The 14,062-nt window shown below is 64.5% G+C and carries 13 protein-coding genes; 6 read left to right on the forward strand and 7 right to left on the reverse strand.

Features of this window, described 5'->3' with window-relative positions; all coding sequences use genetic code 11:
* The first annotated feature begins 108 nt into the window (after positions 1-108).
* Complete coding sequence (locus LSQ66_RS04195) at positions 109-3,378, forward strand: bifunctional diguanylate cyclase/phosphodiesterase (RefSeq protein WP_231768558.1); 3,270 nt, start codon at positions 109-111, stop codon at positions 3,376-3,378.
* Here LSQ66_RS04195 and LSQ66_RS04200 read toward each other — a convergent pair.
* A complete protein-coding gene (locus LSQ66_RS04200; RefSeq protein ID WP_231768559.1) occupies positions 3,375-4,139 on the reverse strand; it encodes an exodeoxyribonuclease III in 765 nt (254 codons plus the stop codon). The genes LSQ66_RS04195 and LSQ66_RS04200 overlap by 4 nt on opposite strands.
* 405 nt (positions 4,140-4,544) lie before the next feature.
* Here LSQ66_RS04200 and LSQ66_RS04205 point away from each other — a divergent pair, with 405 nt between their 5' ends.
* Together LSQ66_RS04205 and LSQ66_RS04210 are read left to right on the forward strand one after the other, a co-directional pair.
* Entirely contained in the window at positions 4,545-4,883 is a 339-nt protein-coding gene (locus LSQ66_RS04205) for a hypothetical protein (RefSeq protein ID WP_231768560.1), read from the forward strand.
* Positions 4,884-4,889: 6 nt separating this feature from the next.
* Positions 4,890-5,369 (forward strand): hypothetical protein, encoded by a 480-nt coding sequence (locus LSQ66_RS04210; protein ID WP_231768561.1) that lies wholly within the window; start codon positions 4,890-4,892, stop codon positions 5,367-5,369.
* Positions 5,370-5,388: 19 nt separating this feature from the next.
* Here LSQ66_RS04210 and LSQ66_RS04215 read toward each other — a convergent pair whose 3' ends face one another.
* A complete protein-coding gene (locus tag LSQ66_RS04215) occupies positions 5,389-6,885 on the reverse strand; it encodes a leucyl aminopeptidase (RefSeq protein ID WP_231768562.1) in 1,497 nt (498 codons plus the stop codon).
* A gap of 69 nt (positions 6,886-6,954) precedes the next feature.
* Here LSQ66_RS04215 and lptF point away from each other — a divergent pair, with 69 nt between their 5' ends.
* Genes lptF through LSQ66_RS04230 form a run of 3 tightly spaced genes read left to right on the forward strand, consistent with a single transcriptional unit; the run spans position 6,955 to position 9,612 of the window.
* Positions 6,955-8,073 (forward strand): LPS export ABC transporter permease LptF, encoded by a 1,119-nt coding sequence (gene lptF / locus LSQ66_RS04220; RefSeq protein ID WP_231768563.1) that lies wholly within the window; start codon positions 6,955-6,957, stop codon positions 8,071-8,073.
* Positions 8,070-9,239 carry an LPS export ABC transporter permease LptG gene (lptG, locus tag LSQ66_RS04225; RefSeq protein ID WP_231768564.1) on the forward strand — a complete coding sequence of 390 codons (1,170 nt, stop codon included), beginning with the start codon at positions 8,070-8,072 and terminating at the stop codon, positions 9,237-9,239. The genes lptF and lptG overlap by 4 nt, the downstream gene beginning before the upstream one ends.
* A gap of 1 nt (position 9,240) precedes the next feature.
* Positions 9,241-9,612 (forward strand): sirohydrochlorin chelatase, encoded by a 372-nt coding sequence (locus tag LSQ66_RS04230; RefSeq protein ID WP_231768565.1) that lies wholly within the window; start codon positions 9,241-9,243, stop codon positions 9,610-9,612.
* Here LSQ66_RS04230 and LSQ66_RS04235 read toward each other — a convergent pair.
* From LSQ66_RS04235 to cysD, 5 genes are read right to left on the reverse strand one after another with little or no spacing between them, the layout of a single operon-like run.
* A complete protein-coding gene (locus LSQ66_RS04235) occupies positions 9,588-10,349 on the reverse strand; it encodes a hypothetical protein (protein ID WP_231768566.1) in 762 nt (253 codons plus the stop codon). The two genes, LSQ66_RS04230 and LSQ66_RS04235, sit on opposite strands and share 25 nt — an antisense overlap.
* A 35-nt stretch (positions 10,350-10,384) precedes the next feature.
* The gene (locus tag LSQ66_RS04240) at positions 10,385-11,059 is read right to left on the reverse strand and encodes an HAD family hydrolase (protein ID WP_231768567.1); all 675 of its coding nucleotides are present in this window, start codon (positions 11,057-11,059) and stop codon (positions 10,385-10,387) included.
* A gap of 39 nt (positions 11,060-11,098) precedes the next feature.
* Positions 11,099-11,812 (reverse strand): uroporphyrinogen-III C-methyltransferase, encoded by a 714-nt coding sequence (gene cobA / locus LSQ66_RS04245; protein WP_231768568.1) that lies wholly within the window; start codon positions 11,810-11,812, stop codon positions 11,099-11,101.
* Position 11,813: 1 nt separating this feature from the next.
* The gene (locus LSQ66_RS04250; protein WP_231768569.1) at positions 11,814-13,121 is read right to left on the reverse strand and encodes a sulfate adenylyltransferase subunit 1; all 1,308 of its coding nucleotides are present in this window, start codon (positions 13,119-13,121) and stop codon (positions 11,814-11,816) included.
* A complete protein-coding gene (cysD, locus tag LSQ66_RS04255; RefSeq protein WP_231768570.1) occupies positions 13,121-14,041 on the reverse strand; it encodes a sulfate adenylyltransferase subunit CysD in 921 nt (306 codons plus the stop codon). Before cysD ends, LSQ66_RS04250 begins: the two co-directional genes overlap by 1 nt.
* Between the last annotated feature and the right edge of the window lie 21 nt (positions 14,042-14,062).

Genomic DNA, 14,062 nt, shown 5'->3' on the forward strand with positions numbered 1-14,062 from the left:
TGGCTTTCCTGCCTCCCAAGGCCCGGCTTGTCCGGGCTTTGTCTTTTACTTGTAGCTACGGCAACCGTCCTGGTTTATGATCCGTAACAAATTACACCACCTTCCTTCATGACGCCTGTGCTGACCAATCCGGATTTCGTTGCGGATGCCCTGCAATTGATCGGCATGCCGGCCTGCGCCTGCGATGCGGAAGGGATTGTGCTGGCGTCGAATCCGGAACTGGATCTCCTGCTCGAATACGATCCTGCGGGGCGCCATGTGGAGGAGCTGCTCGCGCGCCACGTGCGGGCCGAAAACCGGCTGGCGATGGGCGAGGCGCTGGCCGCGGGCGAGCGCAAATCGTCCTGGGACAGCTGCCTGCTGTCGGCCAGCGGCCGCTTCATCTCCGTGCAGCTCACGGTCAAGCCCCTGCCGGGCTGCAGCGGCGCCACTATCCTCTTCGACGATGTGAGCACCGTGCAGCGCGACCAGCGCGCCCTGCGCAAGGCCATGCTGGAGCAGCAGGCAATTCTCGAGAACGCGGCGGTCGGCATCATCTTCAGCAAGGCCGACGTGATCCAGGAAGTGAATATGCGTGCCGCCGAAATGTTCGGCTACGAGCGGCATGAACTGGAAGGCTCGGGCAGCGACATCATCTATCCCTCCCGCGCGGAGTTCGAACGGCTGCGCGAGCAGTATGTGCCGGAACTGGCGAAGGGCCGCTCGCTGACGGTGGAAGTGCCGCTGCGCCGCCACAACGGCCAGCTGTTCTGGTGCCGTGCCCATGGCCGCGCCATCGACCCCGCCGACATGGACGAGGGCATGGTGTGGATCGTGGAGGACATCAGCGAGCAGCGCGCCGCCACTGAAGCCACGCGCCAGCTGGTGCTGGAGCAGAAGGCGATCCTGGACAATGCCTCCGTCGGCATCCTGTTCACCAAGAACCAGGTGCTCATGCGCTGCAATCCGCGCATGGCCGAGATGTTCGGCTACACGCCGGAAGAGATGATGGGCCGCCATGCCAGCGAGGTATTCACTTCGCAGGAAGTGTACGCGGAATTCGGCAAGGAGGCCGGCCCCTTCCTCAGCACCGGCAGGCCTTTCGAGAAAAAGGAGTTCCAGTTCCGGCGCAAGGACGGCGCCCTGTTCTGGTGCCGCGTGCGCGCCAAGGCGGTGGACCACGAGCACAATGACGGCGGCACCATCTGGATTCTGGAAGACGTGACGCAGTCGCGCCAGACGCAGCTCGAGGTCGAGGCCATCATGACCAACGCCTCGATCAGTATCCTCTTCACCAAGAACCGCGTCATCACCCGCTACAACAAGGGCTTCGCCGAGATGTTCCGCTACGACGGCGACGAGGGCCTTGGCATGCCGGGCGTTTCGCTCTATCCCTCGCAGGAAGCCTACGACAGGCTGGGCGCGCTGGCCACGCCCTTCCTCAGCGTGGCAAAGCCCTTCCAGACGGAAGTGGAGATGCGCCGCAAGGACAACACCACCTTCTGGGCCCAGCTGATCGCCTACGTGGTCAATCCCGACGATCCATCCCAGGGCACGATCTGGATCGCGGAGGACCGCACCGAGCACAAGGCCGCCGAGGAATCGCTGCGCAATGCCCTGCTGGAGAACGAGGCCATCCTGCAAAGCGCGGTGCTCGGCATCTCCGTGTGCGAGAACGGCCGCAACCTGCGCAACAACGCCAAGATGGAAGAGCTGTTCGGCTATGCGCCGGGCGAGATGGCGAACCTCAGCGTGCAGGCCTTCTATCCGGACCGCGAGGCATGGGACCAGGCGCGCAGGGAGACGGCCGCCGACTTCAGCGCGGGCCGCGTGAGCTCGCAGGAGCTGGAGCTGGTTCGCAAGGATGGCACGCGCTTCTGGGGCCGCATCTCCGGCCGCCCCTTCGACCTGAGCAAACCGAAGGGCCGCTCCGTCTGGCTGGTGGACGACGTGACGGCGCGCCGCGAAGCGGCCGACGCCATCCGCCGCGCACGCGACGATCTGGAAGTGCGGGTGCTGGAACGCACCGCCGAACTGGCGGGCGCCAACGCCATGCTGCAGGGCGAGATCGTGGAGCGGCGCCAGGCCGAGGCCCGCGTGCACCACATGGCCTACCACGACAGCCTCACCGGCCTGCCCAACCGCGCCCTGCTGGCGGACCGCCTGGACCGCGCCATGCTGTCGGCCCAGCGCTCGGACCGCAAGCTGGCCGTGATGTTCCTGGACCTGGACCGCTTCAAGACCATCAACGACTCCCTGGGCCACCTGACGGGCGACCTGCTGCTTAAAGAAGTGGCCGGGCGCCTGTGCCGCGCCGTGCGCGCCAGCGACACCGTGGCCCGCCTGGGCGGCGACGAATTCGTGGTGCTGCTGCCGGGAATGCACAAGTCCGAAGAGGCGGTGCAGGTGGCGGAGAAGATCATCGAGATCCTGTCCGCGCCCATCGACCTGGAGGAGCACAGGCTGCACGTCACGCCCTCCATCGGCATCTGCGTCTATCCGGACGACGGCCAGGACGTGGAAACCCTGATGCGCCACGCCGACGCGGCCATGTACCACGCCAAGGCGGCGGGCCGCAACAACTACCAGTTCTTCACGCAGAAGATGAACCTGACGGCGGCCCACCACTTCGAGCTGGAGAACAGCCTGCGCGGCGCGCTCGCCAGCGGCGAATTCGAGCTGCACTTCCAGCCCATCATGGATATCGGCACGCGCCGCCTGCACACGCTGGAAGTGCTGCTGCGCTGGCGCCGTCCCGGCCACGGCCTTGTGATGCCGGACCAGTTCATCTCCCTGATCGAGGAGAACGGCCTGATCGTGCCGATCGGGGAATGGGTGATACGCCGCGCCTGCGAACAGAGCGTGCAGTGGCTGCGCGAAGGGCTCGAGCCGGTGCCGCTGGCAGTGAACCTTTCGCCGCGCCAGTTCATGCACCGCGGCCTGGTGGACGCGATCCGCCGCATTCTGGACGAAACGGGTATCGACCCCTCGATGATCGAATTCGAGATCACGGAAACGGCGCTGATGCAGCACGGGGAGCACACGCTCGCCGTGCTTGACCAGATCAACGACATGGGCATCCGCCTGTCCATCGACGATTTCGGCACCGGCTATTCAAGCCTGGCTTACCTGAAGCGCTTCCCGGTGAAGAAGATCAAGATCGACCGCGCCTTCGTGAAGGACCTGGAACACAGCGCGGAAGACCGCGCCATCGTGGCCGCCATCATTGCGCTCTCGGACAGCATGCAGCTCTCCGTGGTGGCCGAAGGCGTGGAAACGGAAGGGCACTTCGACCTGCTGCAGCGCCAGGGCTGCCAGTACGCACAGGGCTACCTCTTCTCCCAGCCTGTTCCCTGCGCGAACGCGCAGAACATGTTGCAGAGGATTGCGGCAGCCTAGGAAAGCGTGGCGATCACGGGCGCGTGATCGGAAGGCTGCTTCCACTTGCGCGGCGCGCGGTCGATGCGGCATTCCGTGCAGCGCGCGGCCAGCGGGGCGGACAGCAGGATATGGTCGATGCGCAGGCCCTGGTTCTTCTGGAAGCGCAGCATCCGGTAGTCCCACCAGCTGAAGGTCTTTTCCGGCTGTTCGAAGAGGCGGTAGGAATCCACCAGTCCCACGGCCATGATCTCCTGCAGCGCCGCGCGCTCCCTGGGCGACACATGCACCTCGCCTTCCCAGGCGGCCGGGTCGTGCACGTCGCGGTCTTCCGGCGCCACGTTGTAGTCGCCCAGCACTGCCAGCTGGGGATTGTGCGCCAGCTCCTCGGCCAGCCAGTCGCGCAGCGACTGCATCCAGCCCAGCTTGTAGACATACTTGTCCGAATCCACCGCCTGGCCGTTGGGCACATAGGCGCACACGATGCGCATGCCGCCGATGGTGGCGGCCAGGATGCGCTGCTGCTCGTCCGGATACTTCGGGTTGTTGCGCACCACCTCGCTCATCGGCAGCCGGGACAGGATGGCCACTCCGTTATAGGTTTTCTGGCCGCTGAATTCGACCTGGTAACCGGCCGCCTCGATTTCCGCGCGGGGGAATTTATCGTCCGTGAGCTTCGTTTCCTGGATGCAGAGAATATCCACGGGATTTTCCTGCAGCCAATTTAACAGATGGGGCAGGCGGACATTCAGGGAATTAACATTCCAAGTGGCAATCTTCATTTCGCATCCTCTCGTGAAGGCCGCATCTTACCTCAAGCGTGCGCGGTCAGGAAATTGCTTTGGATTACAATTCAAGGACAAAATATTGCAAAGAGTTACTTTATTTGTTCGGCAACAAGAGCAGCAAGGCTTATTTATGCGGCAAAATAGGGACGCGCGAAAAAATGATTGCTGTTCGCGCCTCCCAGTTATCAAAATAGTACTAAAATCCATTCAGGCGGCCCCAAAACGTAATATACTTACCGCTGTCCGGCATGGACGCTCCGATCCGGTTGGTTTGTTGCAACACTGGATTGTTGCTGTCAGAAAAAATTTCTCCATAGCATGTTGTTTTGCGTTAATAAGTGGTACTATTGGGAAATAAAACAGGTATAACGTGCTAAGCATCTGGTAAAAAGGACGACAATGCGAACTGCATTTGAAGCATGGGCTGCGCGTGACGGTCACATCGTACGCCGCCGCGAAGACAAACCAGACGAGTATCTGGTCTACGAAACGCAACGCCGCTGGGTCATCTGGCAAGCGGCGCTGGAGCATGGCAAGACGCCAGCGCGCCGCACCGCCGCCAAGAGCGCGGTCCAGCGCCCGGCCACCATTGGGGCCGACGAGGCCACCGTTCGCACCCAGGTGCTGAACGAGGTGCTCGATGCGTTCTCTGGCTTGCAGGGTAATAAGGGCATGGAAGACATCATGAATGTCATCCAGGGTCTGAAGCAGAAGCAGCAGTCACAGTCAGCCGACTAGGACTGCATGCGACGCTGGCCCTCCGCTCTGGCCGGCGCCACCCTCCGGGTGCGCACCGGCCTGCCGACCGCCGTTCTGGCGGCGTCGGCGCTGGCTGGCTGCGCGACCATGACCGAGCCGGTCGATCAATACGTGATGGTGCAGACGGTGCTCGACCACCAGCAGGTGGCGGGCGTGGGCTGCGTGCTGTCCAATGATGTGGGGCGCTGGTTTGTCACGTCGCCGGGCCGGGTGCAGATCCGCAAGAGCGCGGCGCCCCTGGTGGTCGACTGCCGCAGCGGCGATGCCTGGACCGTCGACCGTATCGATCCGAAGCAGAACAGCTCGAAGTGGGGGAATATCCTCCTGACGGCAGGCGCCGGCCAGGTGGTGGACCGCCAGACGGGCGCGGGCTTCGATTACCCGGCCACGCTCACGGTCATCCTGCGCCGCGGCGAACGCGGCGACGCAAGAATGGCGCCGCCCGCAGGCAGCGCCGTCTACTAAGCGCCTTAAGCGGCCCGGCCTACGCGGCCCGTTTGATCAGGAAGTTGCTCAGCATCGGCACCGGACGGCCGGTCGCGCCTTTCGCACCACCCGATTTCCACGCCGTGCCCGCGATATCCACGTGGGCCCAGGTGTATTTGCGCGTGAAGTTTTCCAGGAAGGCCGCTGCCGTGCAGGAGGCGCCGCCCGGCGAGCCGATATTGGCCAGGTCCGCGAAATTGGACTTGAGCTGCTCGTTGTAAAGCTCACCGATCGGCAGGCGCCAGGCGGTATCGCCCGCCGCCTTGCCCGCATCCAGCAGTTCCTGGGCCAGGGCGTTGTGCTTGTCGTCGTCGCGCGTGAACAGGCCGCTGTTGTGGTGGCCCAGGGCCACGATGCAGGCGCCGGTCAGGGTCGCCACGTCGATCACGGCGGCCGGATTGAAGCGCTCGGCGTAGGTGAGGGCGTCGCACAGGATCAGGCGGCCTTCCGCGTCGGTGTTCAGCACTTCGATGGTCAGGCCGTTCATCGAGGTCACGATGTCGCCCGGCTTGGTGGCGCGGCCGGAGGGCATGTTCTCGCAGGCCGCCACGATGCCGATCACGTTCAGCTTCAGGTTCATTTCGCCGATGGCGCGGAAGGTGCCCAGCACCGAACCGGCGCCGCACATATCGTATTTCATCTCGTCCATGCCGGCGCCGGGCTTCAGCGAAATGCCGCCCGTGTCGAAGGTGATGCCCTTACCGACCAGCACCACGGGAGCGTCCTTCGGCTTGCCGCCCATGTGCTTCATCACGATGAACTTCGGCGGCTGCTCGGAGCCGTTGGTCACGGAGAGGAAGGAGCCCATCTTCAGCGCTTCGAGCTGTTTGCGGTCCAGCACTTCCACGGCGAACTTGTAATCCTTGCCCAGCTTCTTCGCGGTATCGGCCAGGTAGGTGGGGGTGCAGACGTTGGCGGACAGGTTGCCCAGGTCCTTGGTCAGCTGCATGCCGTTGGCGATGGCGATAGCCTGGGCCAGGGCCTGCTTGGTGGCGGCGGTGTTCGGCACGGCCAGGGCCAGCTTCTTCACGCCCGCGTAGGCCGGGTCCTTCTTCGATTTCTGCGCGTCGCTGCGGTAGACGGCTTCGCGGCCGGCCTGCACCACCAGGCGGATAGCCCAGCTCACGTCGCGGTCTTTCACTTCCGTCATGGGCAATGCGATAATAGCGTCCGCCGCGCCAAGGGTGGACAGGGCCTTGATGGCCGCCTGCACGCCGGAGCTGAAGCTCTTCTCGGTCACCGACTCGTCATTGCCCAGGCCCACCAGCAGCACGCGCTCGGCGCTCACGCCTTTCAGGCCGCGCAGCAGCAGGGTGCTGCCGGCCTTGCCGGTAATGTCGCCGGACTTCAGCGCGGCAGTGATGTCGCCGTTCGTGTCCAGGGCCTTGGCGGCCTGGGACAGCTTCTTGTTTTCGAAGACAGCGACGGCGACGCAGCCGGTCTTGGCCGAGGCGATGGCGTTTTTTGCGTCGAATGCTTTTATGCTAAAGTCCATTTGATTCTCCGTAGGTGTGCGTGCTGTTTTCACGCCTGTAACTAATTATTCTCGAATTATAAACGTCGAATGATTTTCCAACGCGCCCTGAGACGGGAGCTGACCAGCTCCGCAGGGGCTACCTTCACGGTACTGTTCACCATCATCCTGACCTGGGCCCTCATCCGCATTCTGGGACAGGCCGCAGGCGGCAAGGTCGATTCCAGCGATGTGGTCGCGCTGATTGCATTCGCAGCCCTGAATTATCTGCCAACTGTGCTGATCCTCACCAGCTTTATTTCTGTGCTCATGGTGGTGACGCGCACCTACAAGGATTCGGAGATGGTGGTGTGGTTCGCCTCCGGCCAGAGCCTCACGAAATGGGTGCGTCCCGTGCTGAGTTTCGGCGCGCCCATCATCCTGCTCACGGCCATGCTGGCTTTCTACGCCACGCCGTGGGGAAAGCAGAAGAGCACCGAGTACGTGGAGCGCTTCGCCAAGCGCGAGGACCTGCAGAAAGTGTCGCCCGGCCAGTTCAAGGAATCGGCCTCCAGCAACCGCATCTTCTTCGTGGAGGGAACGTCGGGCGAAACGGCATCGGTACAGAATGTATTCGTCAACGAGGTCAATGAGCGGGGCACCTCCGTCATCGTGGCCAAGGAAGGCGTCATCAATGCGCTGCCGAGCGGCGACCGCTTCCTCGTACTGAAGAACGGCCGCCGCTACCAGGGCACGCCGGGACAGGCCGACTTCCAGACCATGGAGTTCGAGACCTACAGCATGCGCGTTGCGGCCCAGGTCCAGGAACTGGGCAGCGAGCTCGATGCGCCGTCCATGTCCACGGCGGAGCTGTTGAAGACGCCCACCAATGTGGCGCGCGCCGAACTGCTGTGGCGCATATCGCTGCCCATCACCTGCCTGATTCTGATGCTGCTGGCGATTCCGCTCGGCTTCGTGAATCCCCGCGCGGGCAGTTCCACCAACCTGATCATCGCGCTCCTGATCTTCTTCGCCTATAACAATACGGTGAAGGTGGTGGAGGCCAGCGTCAAGCAGGGCAAGTTCGCTTTCGGCTCCGCCTGGTGGCCGCTGCACCTGGCGGCGCTGCTGGCCGTGCTGGTGCTCTTTGCCTGGAGGCTGAACGTGAACCACCGCCTGCATCCCCGCCGCCTGATGGCGTCCTTCAAGCGCGGCAAGGTGCAGGCATGAGGATCCTCCAGCGTTATTTCGCGGTCTCCATCCTGCAGGCGGTGGCCTTCGTGATGCTGGCCTTCCTCGGCCTGCTGGCCTTCATGGACCTGACAGGCGAACTGCCCACCGTAGGCAAGAACGGCTACGGCATCCAGCACGCGCTGCTGTATGTGGTGGTCATGGTGCCGGGCCATGTGTACGAGGTGATGCCGGTGGCGGCGCTGATCGGCACCATCTATACGATGGCGCAGTTTGCATCCACGTCGGAGTTCACCATCATGCGCGCCTCCAGCATGTCCACCCGCATGGCCGGGGCCATGCTGTTCAGGATAGGCGTGGTGCTTGTCGTCGTCACCTTTATCTTCGGCGAGCTGATTGCGCCGCGCACGGCCCCCCTGGCCGAGAAAATCCGCCTGACGGGCCGCGGCGCCACCATCTCGGCCGAATTCCGTTCCGGGGTCTGGACCAAGGACGTCATCAAGAGCGAGGGCATGAGCGGCCAGGTGATCGGCTCGCGCTTTTTCAATGCGCGCGAAGTACGGCCGGACGGCCAGCTGGTGGGGGTGAAGCTCTATGAGTTCGACAGCAGCTTCCGCCTGCGCTCCCTTACCGAAGCGAAGACTGCATCCTTCCAGGGCAACAACCTGTGGCGCCTGAACGAGGTCACGGAGAACATCTTCAGCAATCCCGCCCTGCTCAAGCCGGGCGCGGAGGCGACGGCCGCCAACAACTTCGGCCAGGAGACGAGCCTGATCGAAACGCGCAAGCACCAGAGCAAGGACCTGGTGTCGGAGATCACGCCCAAGATCCTCTCCGTGTCAGCCTCGGACCCGGAAAGCATGTCCGCCAACGAACTGGCCGTGTATACGCGCCACCTGGCCGAGAACAAGCAGGGCACGGAACGCTTCAAGGTGGCCTTCTGGAAGAAGCTCTTCGATCCCTTGGCCGTCTTCGTGCTGATGGCGCTCGCCCTGCCTTTCGCCTATCTGCACACGCGCAGCGGCGGCGTGAGCCTGAAGATCTTCATCGGCATCATGATCGGCATCAGCTTCCTGCTCGTGAACACCCTGTTCTCGCATATCGGCGTGCTGTCGACCTGGCCAGCGGCGCTGACGGCCATCATGCCCAGCCTGATCTTCCTCGCGTTGGCCATCGGGGCCCTGTGGTGGGTGGAGAGGCACTGAAATGGGCCGGCGCGCACTGATCCTGTTCGCGCATGGCGCCCGTGCGGCCAGCTGGGCCGAGCCTTTCGAGCGCCTGCGCGACATGACGCGCGCGCGCCTGCCGGAAGTGGATGTATCGCTGGCGTTTCTTGAATTGATGTCGCCCCGCCTGCCCGAGCAGGTGGCGGCGCTGGCCGCATCGGGCACGGAGCACATCACCGTGGTGCCCGTATTCCTGGGCCAGGGAGGCCACGTGCTGCGCGACCTGCCCAAGATGCTGGAGGAGCTGCGCGCCGCTTATCCCGCGCTGCGCATCGACACCGTGGGCGCCGTCGGCGAAGCGCCGGACGTGCTGCGCGCCATGACGGACTACTGCGTGTCCGCCGCGGGCTGACCTTCGCCTTCGCGGGCATGCCGCACCATGGCGGCGATGGTGGACCCCGGGGTATCGAATTCGCGCTGCACGGCGTCGCGCAGGGCGGGCGATTCCAGCTGGTCCAGCGCGGCGGCCGATACCGCTGCCGCTTCCTCGTCGTCACCCTGGCGGCGCAGCACTTCCAGAATCAGGCGCACTTCCTTCGTATAGTTCAGCACATAGGCCAGCAGCGTTGGCGCGGAGCTGGTGCTGCCGCTGCGCGCCAGTTCGCGCGTGTAGGCGTTCAGGCCTTCGGCGAGCCGGGTCACCCGCTCCTGCGGTTTGGCCAGGAAGCGGCGGGCGAGCGCGAAATCCTCGGTGGCCACCAGCGCGGGCAGGGCCAGCTCGGCGCACTGCTGCGCGAGTTCCGGCATCTGGATGTCGAGCTGGGCGAACAGTTCCTGCGTGGCCCGCTCGTCGCCCAGGGCGCTGTTGATGGCGCTGATGTCGCGGAAGAGCTGGAGGCTGGCGGCGCCTGCCAGCATGCGCGCCGTGTCGCGGTCGCGCAGGCCCTGCAGGGCGCGGCGGGCGAGCGGGAACTGCTCGCCGAGATAGATCCAGTCGCGCAGGGCGAAGGAAAGGCGCACCCCCGCCATGGCCGGTTCCACCAGCAAGGCGTTTTCGTGGAACCAGAGATGGTCGCGCAGCGCGTCTTCGAAGCGGTTTTCCTCGCGCGCCTTGCGTGCGCGTTCCAATACGTCGTGGGCCTGACCCATGCTGCCTCCAGCTATTGCAAAGCCGATATTCTAAGCTAGACGGCCAGTTCCGCCACCAGGCCTGGCAGTTCCGCCATGTCCGAAAAGCTCGCCATGGCGCCCGCGGCGGCGAGCTGGGCGCCCTGGCCGCGACCCGCATGGCCCGCTCCGGCAAAGCCCAGCACGCGCATGCCGGCGGCGCGCGCGGCGTTCACGCCGGTGACGCTGTCCTCCACCGCCAGGCACTGGGCGGGATCGACAGCGAAACTCAGCGCGGCCGAGAGGTAGACGGCGGGATCGGGCTTGGGGCGGCCCACGATATCGGCCGTGTGCACGCTCTCGAACAGGGGCGCCAGGCCGGTGCGTTCCAGGGCGGCCAGCACGCGCGGCAGCCTGCTGTTGCTGGCCACGGCCTTGCGCTGGGGTATCGCCTCAAGAGCGTCGGCCACGCCGGGCACGGCTTCGGCACGCGCGTCGCATTCCTGCTCGACATGGGAGCGCATATGCGCCAGCTCGGCAATGGACGGGGGAGGGAGGTGGCATTCGCTGCAGAGGCCCAGCAGCACGGCTTCCAGTTTGAGGCCGAGGCGGGGACGGATCAGGGTGATGAGCTTCTCGCGGTCCGGCACGTGGGGCAGCAGCATATGCACGAGCGCCCCCAGCGCGACGGTTTCGCTGTCGATCAGCACACCGTCGCAATCGACGATCAGATGAGTAACCGGGACGTTCACTTGCACCTCCCTGCGGAGATCCGATGATGCCACAGGCGCTTAAGGGATGTCGCGGGCTTTCATCGCCTCGCCCAGCATTACCAGCACGGGGCCCTGGGCAGTATCCAGGCCGTGTGCCAGCGTGGCGAGGCTGATGCGTTCGATGCGCTGGTCCGGACGGCTCACATTCGCCATCACGAGCACCGGCGTATCGGGGCTTCGGCCCTGGGCCAGCAGGCGCTGGGCGGTGGCGATGGCTTCACGCCCGCCCATGTACTGCACCAAGGTATCGGTGGAGGGAATCGCCACCTCGTCCGGATGGCCGGGCGCAGTGCTGGAGGTGAAGAAGGCGACACTGCGGGCCACGCCGCGCTTGGTCAGCGGCTGCTTGGCGGCGGCGGCGGCAGCGAGGGCGGTGGTAATGCCGGGCACCACCTCCACTTCGATGCCGTGCGCTTCCAGGGCTGTGAGCTCCTCGTCGGCACGGCCGAACAGCATAGGGTCGCCGCCCTTGAGGCGCACCACGCGCTGGTACTTCTCCGCGCATTCGACCAGTTGCTGGTTGATGAATTCCTGGGCGGCGGAGCGCTGGCCGCAGCGCTTGCCGACATTGATCTTCACGGCGCCCGCGCACAGCTCCAGCATCTCGTCGGTCACCAGAGCGTCGTACAGCACCACCTCGGCCTCGCCGAGAATGCGCGCGCCGCGCAGGGTGATGAGGTCCTGGGCGCCCGGTCCGGCGCCCACCAGCCATACCTTGCCGTAGGCCCGCATCTTATGCGCCGAGGCGGATCATGCCTGCCGCCACAGTCTGGTGCGTGACCTCGTCGATCAGGATGAAGGCGCCGGTCGCGCGGATATCCGCGTAGGCGTCGGCCGCCAGGGGCTGCTGCACCGTCAACGCGATGCGCGCCACGTCGTTCAGCTTGAGCGCATCCGCCTCATGGCGCTGCTGGGTGTTGATGTCGAGCAGGGACTCGATCTTCGCCACTTTGGCGGCGGTCTGCTTCGTGCCGTGCTTGATCCAGTACTTGCGGCGCATGTCCAGCGGCTCCTCGGAGAGCCAGCACACGTCCGCGCTCACCTGCTTGAGCAGGGCGGCAGGCTGTTCGCTGGAAGCCAGCAGGTCGCCGCGCGACACATCCACGTATTCGTTCAGCAGCAGCGTGACGGATTGGCCCGCAATGGCCGTCTGCAGTGAGCCGTCGAAAGTCTGGATATCCTTGACCGTCGCGCTCTGGCCGGAAGGCTGCACCACCAGCGTGTCGCCCACGGACACCTTGCCGGATTCGATGCGGCCCATGTAGCCGCGGAAGTCGTTGGCTTCGTGGCCATTGTGGCGCGCCACCAGCTGCACGGGGAAGCGGAAGGGCGCGTTGTGCGACTCGTCGTAGACCGACAGCGACTCGAGCAGTTCGATCAGGGTCGGGCCCTTGTACCAGTCCATTTTTCCGCTTGGCTCCACCACGTTGTCGCCTGTGAGGGCGGAGAGCGGAATCGGGGTGATGTCCTTCAGGCCCAAGGTCTGCGCGAACTCCTTGTAGGCCTTCACGATGCGCTCGTAAACGTCCTGATCGTAGTTCACGAGGTCCATCTTGTTGACGGCGACGACCACGTGCTCGATCTGCAGCAGGTGGGCGATGGTGGAGTGGCGCTTGGTCTGGATCAGCAGGTCCACGCCGCCATCCTCGCGCAGCTTCACCTTCGATACGTCGATCAGGATGATCACCGCATCCGCCGTTGAAGCGCCGGTGACCATGTTGCGGGTGTACTGCTCATGGCCCGGCGTGTCGGCGATGATGAACTTGCGCTTGGGCGTGGCGAAGTAGCGGTAGGCCACGTCGATGGTGATGCCCTGTTCGCGTTCCGCTTCCAGGCCGTCCGTCAGCAGGGAGAGGTCGATGGTGTCGCCCACGGTGCGTTTGTGCTTGGCGCGCGACACGGCGGCCAGCTGGTCGGCGAAGATGCCCTTGCTGTCGTACAGCAGGCGGCCGATCAGGGTGCTCTTGCCATCGTCCACCGAGCCGGCGGTGATAAAGCGCAGCAGGCTGTGGGCAGAGAGATTTTCGTTCATTGCGTTCATCAGAAATAACCTGCTTTTTTGCGTTTTTCCATCGAGGCTTCGGAGGTCTGGTCGTCCATCCGGGTAGCGCCGCGTTCGGTGATCTGGGTGACGGCCGTTTCAGCGATGATCGCATCCACGTCCGCCGCATCGGATGACACGGGGCAGGTGCAGGAAATATCGCCAACAGTACGGAATCGTACCACTTGTGTCTCCACGGTCTCGCCATCGCGGGCCGGGGTCAGGTCCGTCAGCGGCACCAGCAGGCCGTTGCGCGGAATGACCTGGCGCTCATGCGCGAAATAGATCGAGGGCAGGGCCAGCTTTTCGCGGGCGATGTACTGCCACACGTCCAGCTCCGTCCAGTTCGAGATCGGGAACACGCGCATGTTCTCGCCGGGATGCACGCGGGTGTTATACAGGTCCCACAGCTCCGGGCGCTGCGCCTTCGGATCCCACTGGCCGAATTCGTCGCGGAAGGAGAAGATGCGCTCCTTGGCGCGCGCCTTTTCCTCGTCGCGGCGGGCCCCGCCGATGCAGGCGTCGAAGCCGTGCTCCGCGATGGTTTCCAGCAGCGTCACCGCCTGCGCCGCGTTACGCGAATCGGTCTGCGGATTGCGCAGGCGCACCGTACCCTTCCTGATCGAGTCCTCGACGGAGCCCACGATCAGGCGTTCGCCCAGTTCCGCCACGCGGCGGTCGCGGAACTCGATCACCTCGGGGAAGTTGTGGCCCGTGTCGATATGCACCAGCGGGAAGGGGAATTTGCCGGGACGGAAAGCCTTCTCGGCAAGGCGCAGCAGCACCACCGAATCCTTCCCGCCCGAGAACAGCAGGGCAGGGTTGCTGCACTCCGCCGCCACTTCGCGCAGGATGTGGATCGCTTCGGATTCCAGCGCGTCCAGGTGGCGCGCGTTCACGTTTTCTGCCAGTACACTCATGTTTGTTTTCCTGAAGTGGCG

Origin of the sequence: Massilia endophytica, assembly GCF_021165955.1 — a bacterium.
Classification (GTDB): domain Bacteria; phylum Pseudomonadota; class Gammaproteobacteria; order Burkholderiales; family Burkholderiaceae_D; genus Rugamonas; species Rugamonas endophytica.

Excerpts from the sequence above, each read along its gene's own strand:
- lptF (WP_231768563.1), top strand. The coding sequence starts at position 6,955 with ATGATTTTCCAACGCGCCCTGAGACGGGAGCTGACCAGCTCCGCAGGG.
- LSQ66_RS04200 (WP_231768559.1), bottom strand. The coding sequence starts at position 4,139 with ATGAAGATTGCCACTTGGAATGTTAATTCCCTGAATGTCCGCCTGCCC.
- cobA (WP_231768568.1), bottom strand. The coding sequence starts at position 11,812 with ATGCGGGCCTACGGCAAGGTATGGCTGGTGGGCGCCGGACCGGGCGCC.
- lptG (WP_231768564.1), top strand. The coding sequence starts at position 8,070 with ATGAGGATCCTCCAGCGTTATTTCGCGGTCTCCATCCTGCAGGCGGTG.
- LSQ66_RS04195 (WP_231768558.1), top strand. The coding sequence starts at position 109 with ATGACGCCTGTGCTGACCAATCCGGATTTCGTTGCGGATGCCCTGCAA.
- LSQ66_RS04205 (WP_231768560.1), top strand. The coding sequence starts at position 4,545 with ATGCGAACTGCATTTGAAGCATGGGCTGCGCGTGACGGTCACATCGTA.
- LSQ66_RS04230 (WP_231768565.1), top strand. The coding sequence starts at position 9,241 with ATGGGCCGGCGCGCACTGATCCTGTTCGCGCATGGCGCCCGTGCGGCC.
- cysD (WP_231768570.1), bottom strand. The coding sequence starts at position 14,041 with ATGAGTGTACTGGCAGAAAACGTGAACGCGCGCCACCTGGACGCGCTG.
- LSQ66_RS04250 (WP_231768569.1), bottom strand. The coding sequence starts at position 13,121 with ATGAACGCAATGAACGAAAATCTCTCTGCCCACAGCCTGCTGCGCTTT.
- LSQ66_RS04235 (WP_231768566.1), bottom strand. The coding sequence starts at position 10,349 with ATGGGTCAGGCCCACGACGTATTGGAACGCGCACGCAAGGCGCGCGAG.
- LSQ66_RS04215 (WP_231768562.1), bottom strand. The coding sequence starts at position 6,885 with ATGGACTTTAGCATAAAAGCATTCGACGCAAAAAACGCCATCGCCTCG.
- LSQ66_RS04210 (WP_231768561.1), top strand. The coding sequence starts at position 4,890 with ATGCGACGCTGGCCCTCCGCTCTGGCCGGCGCCACCCTCCGGGTGCGC.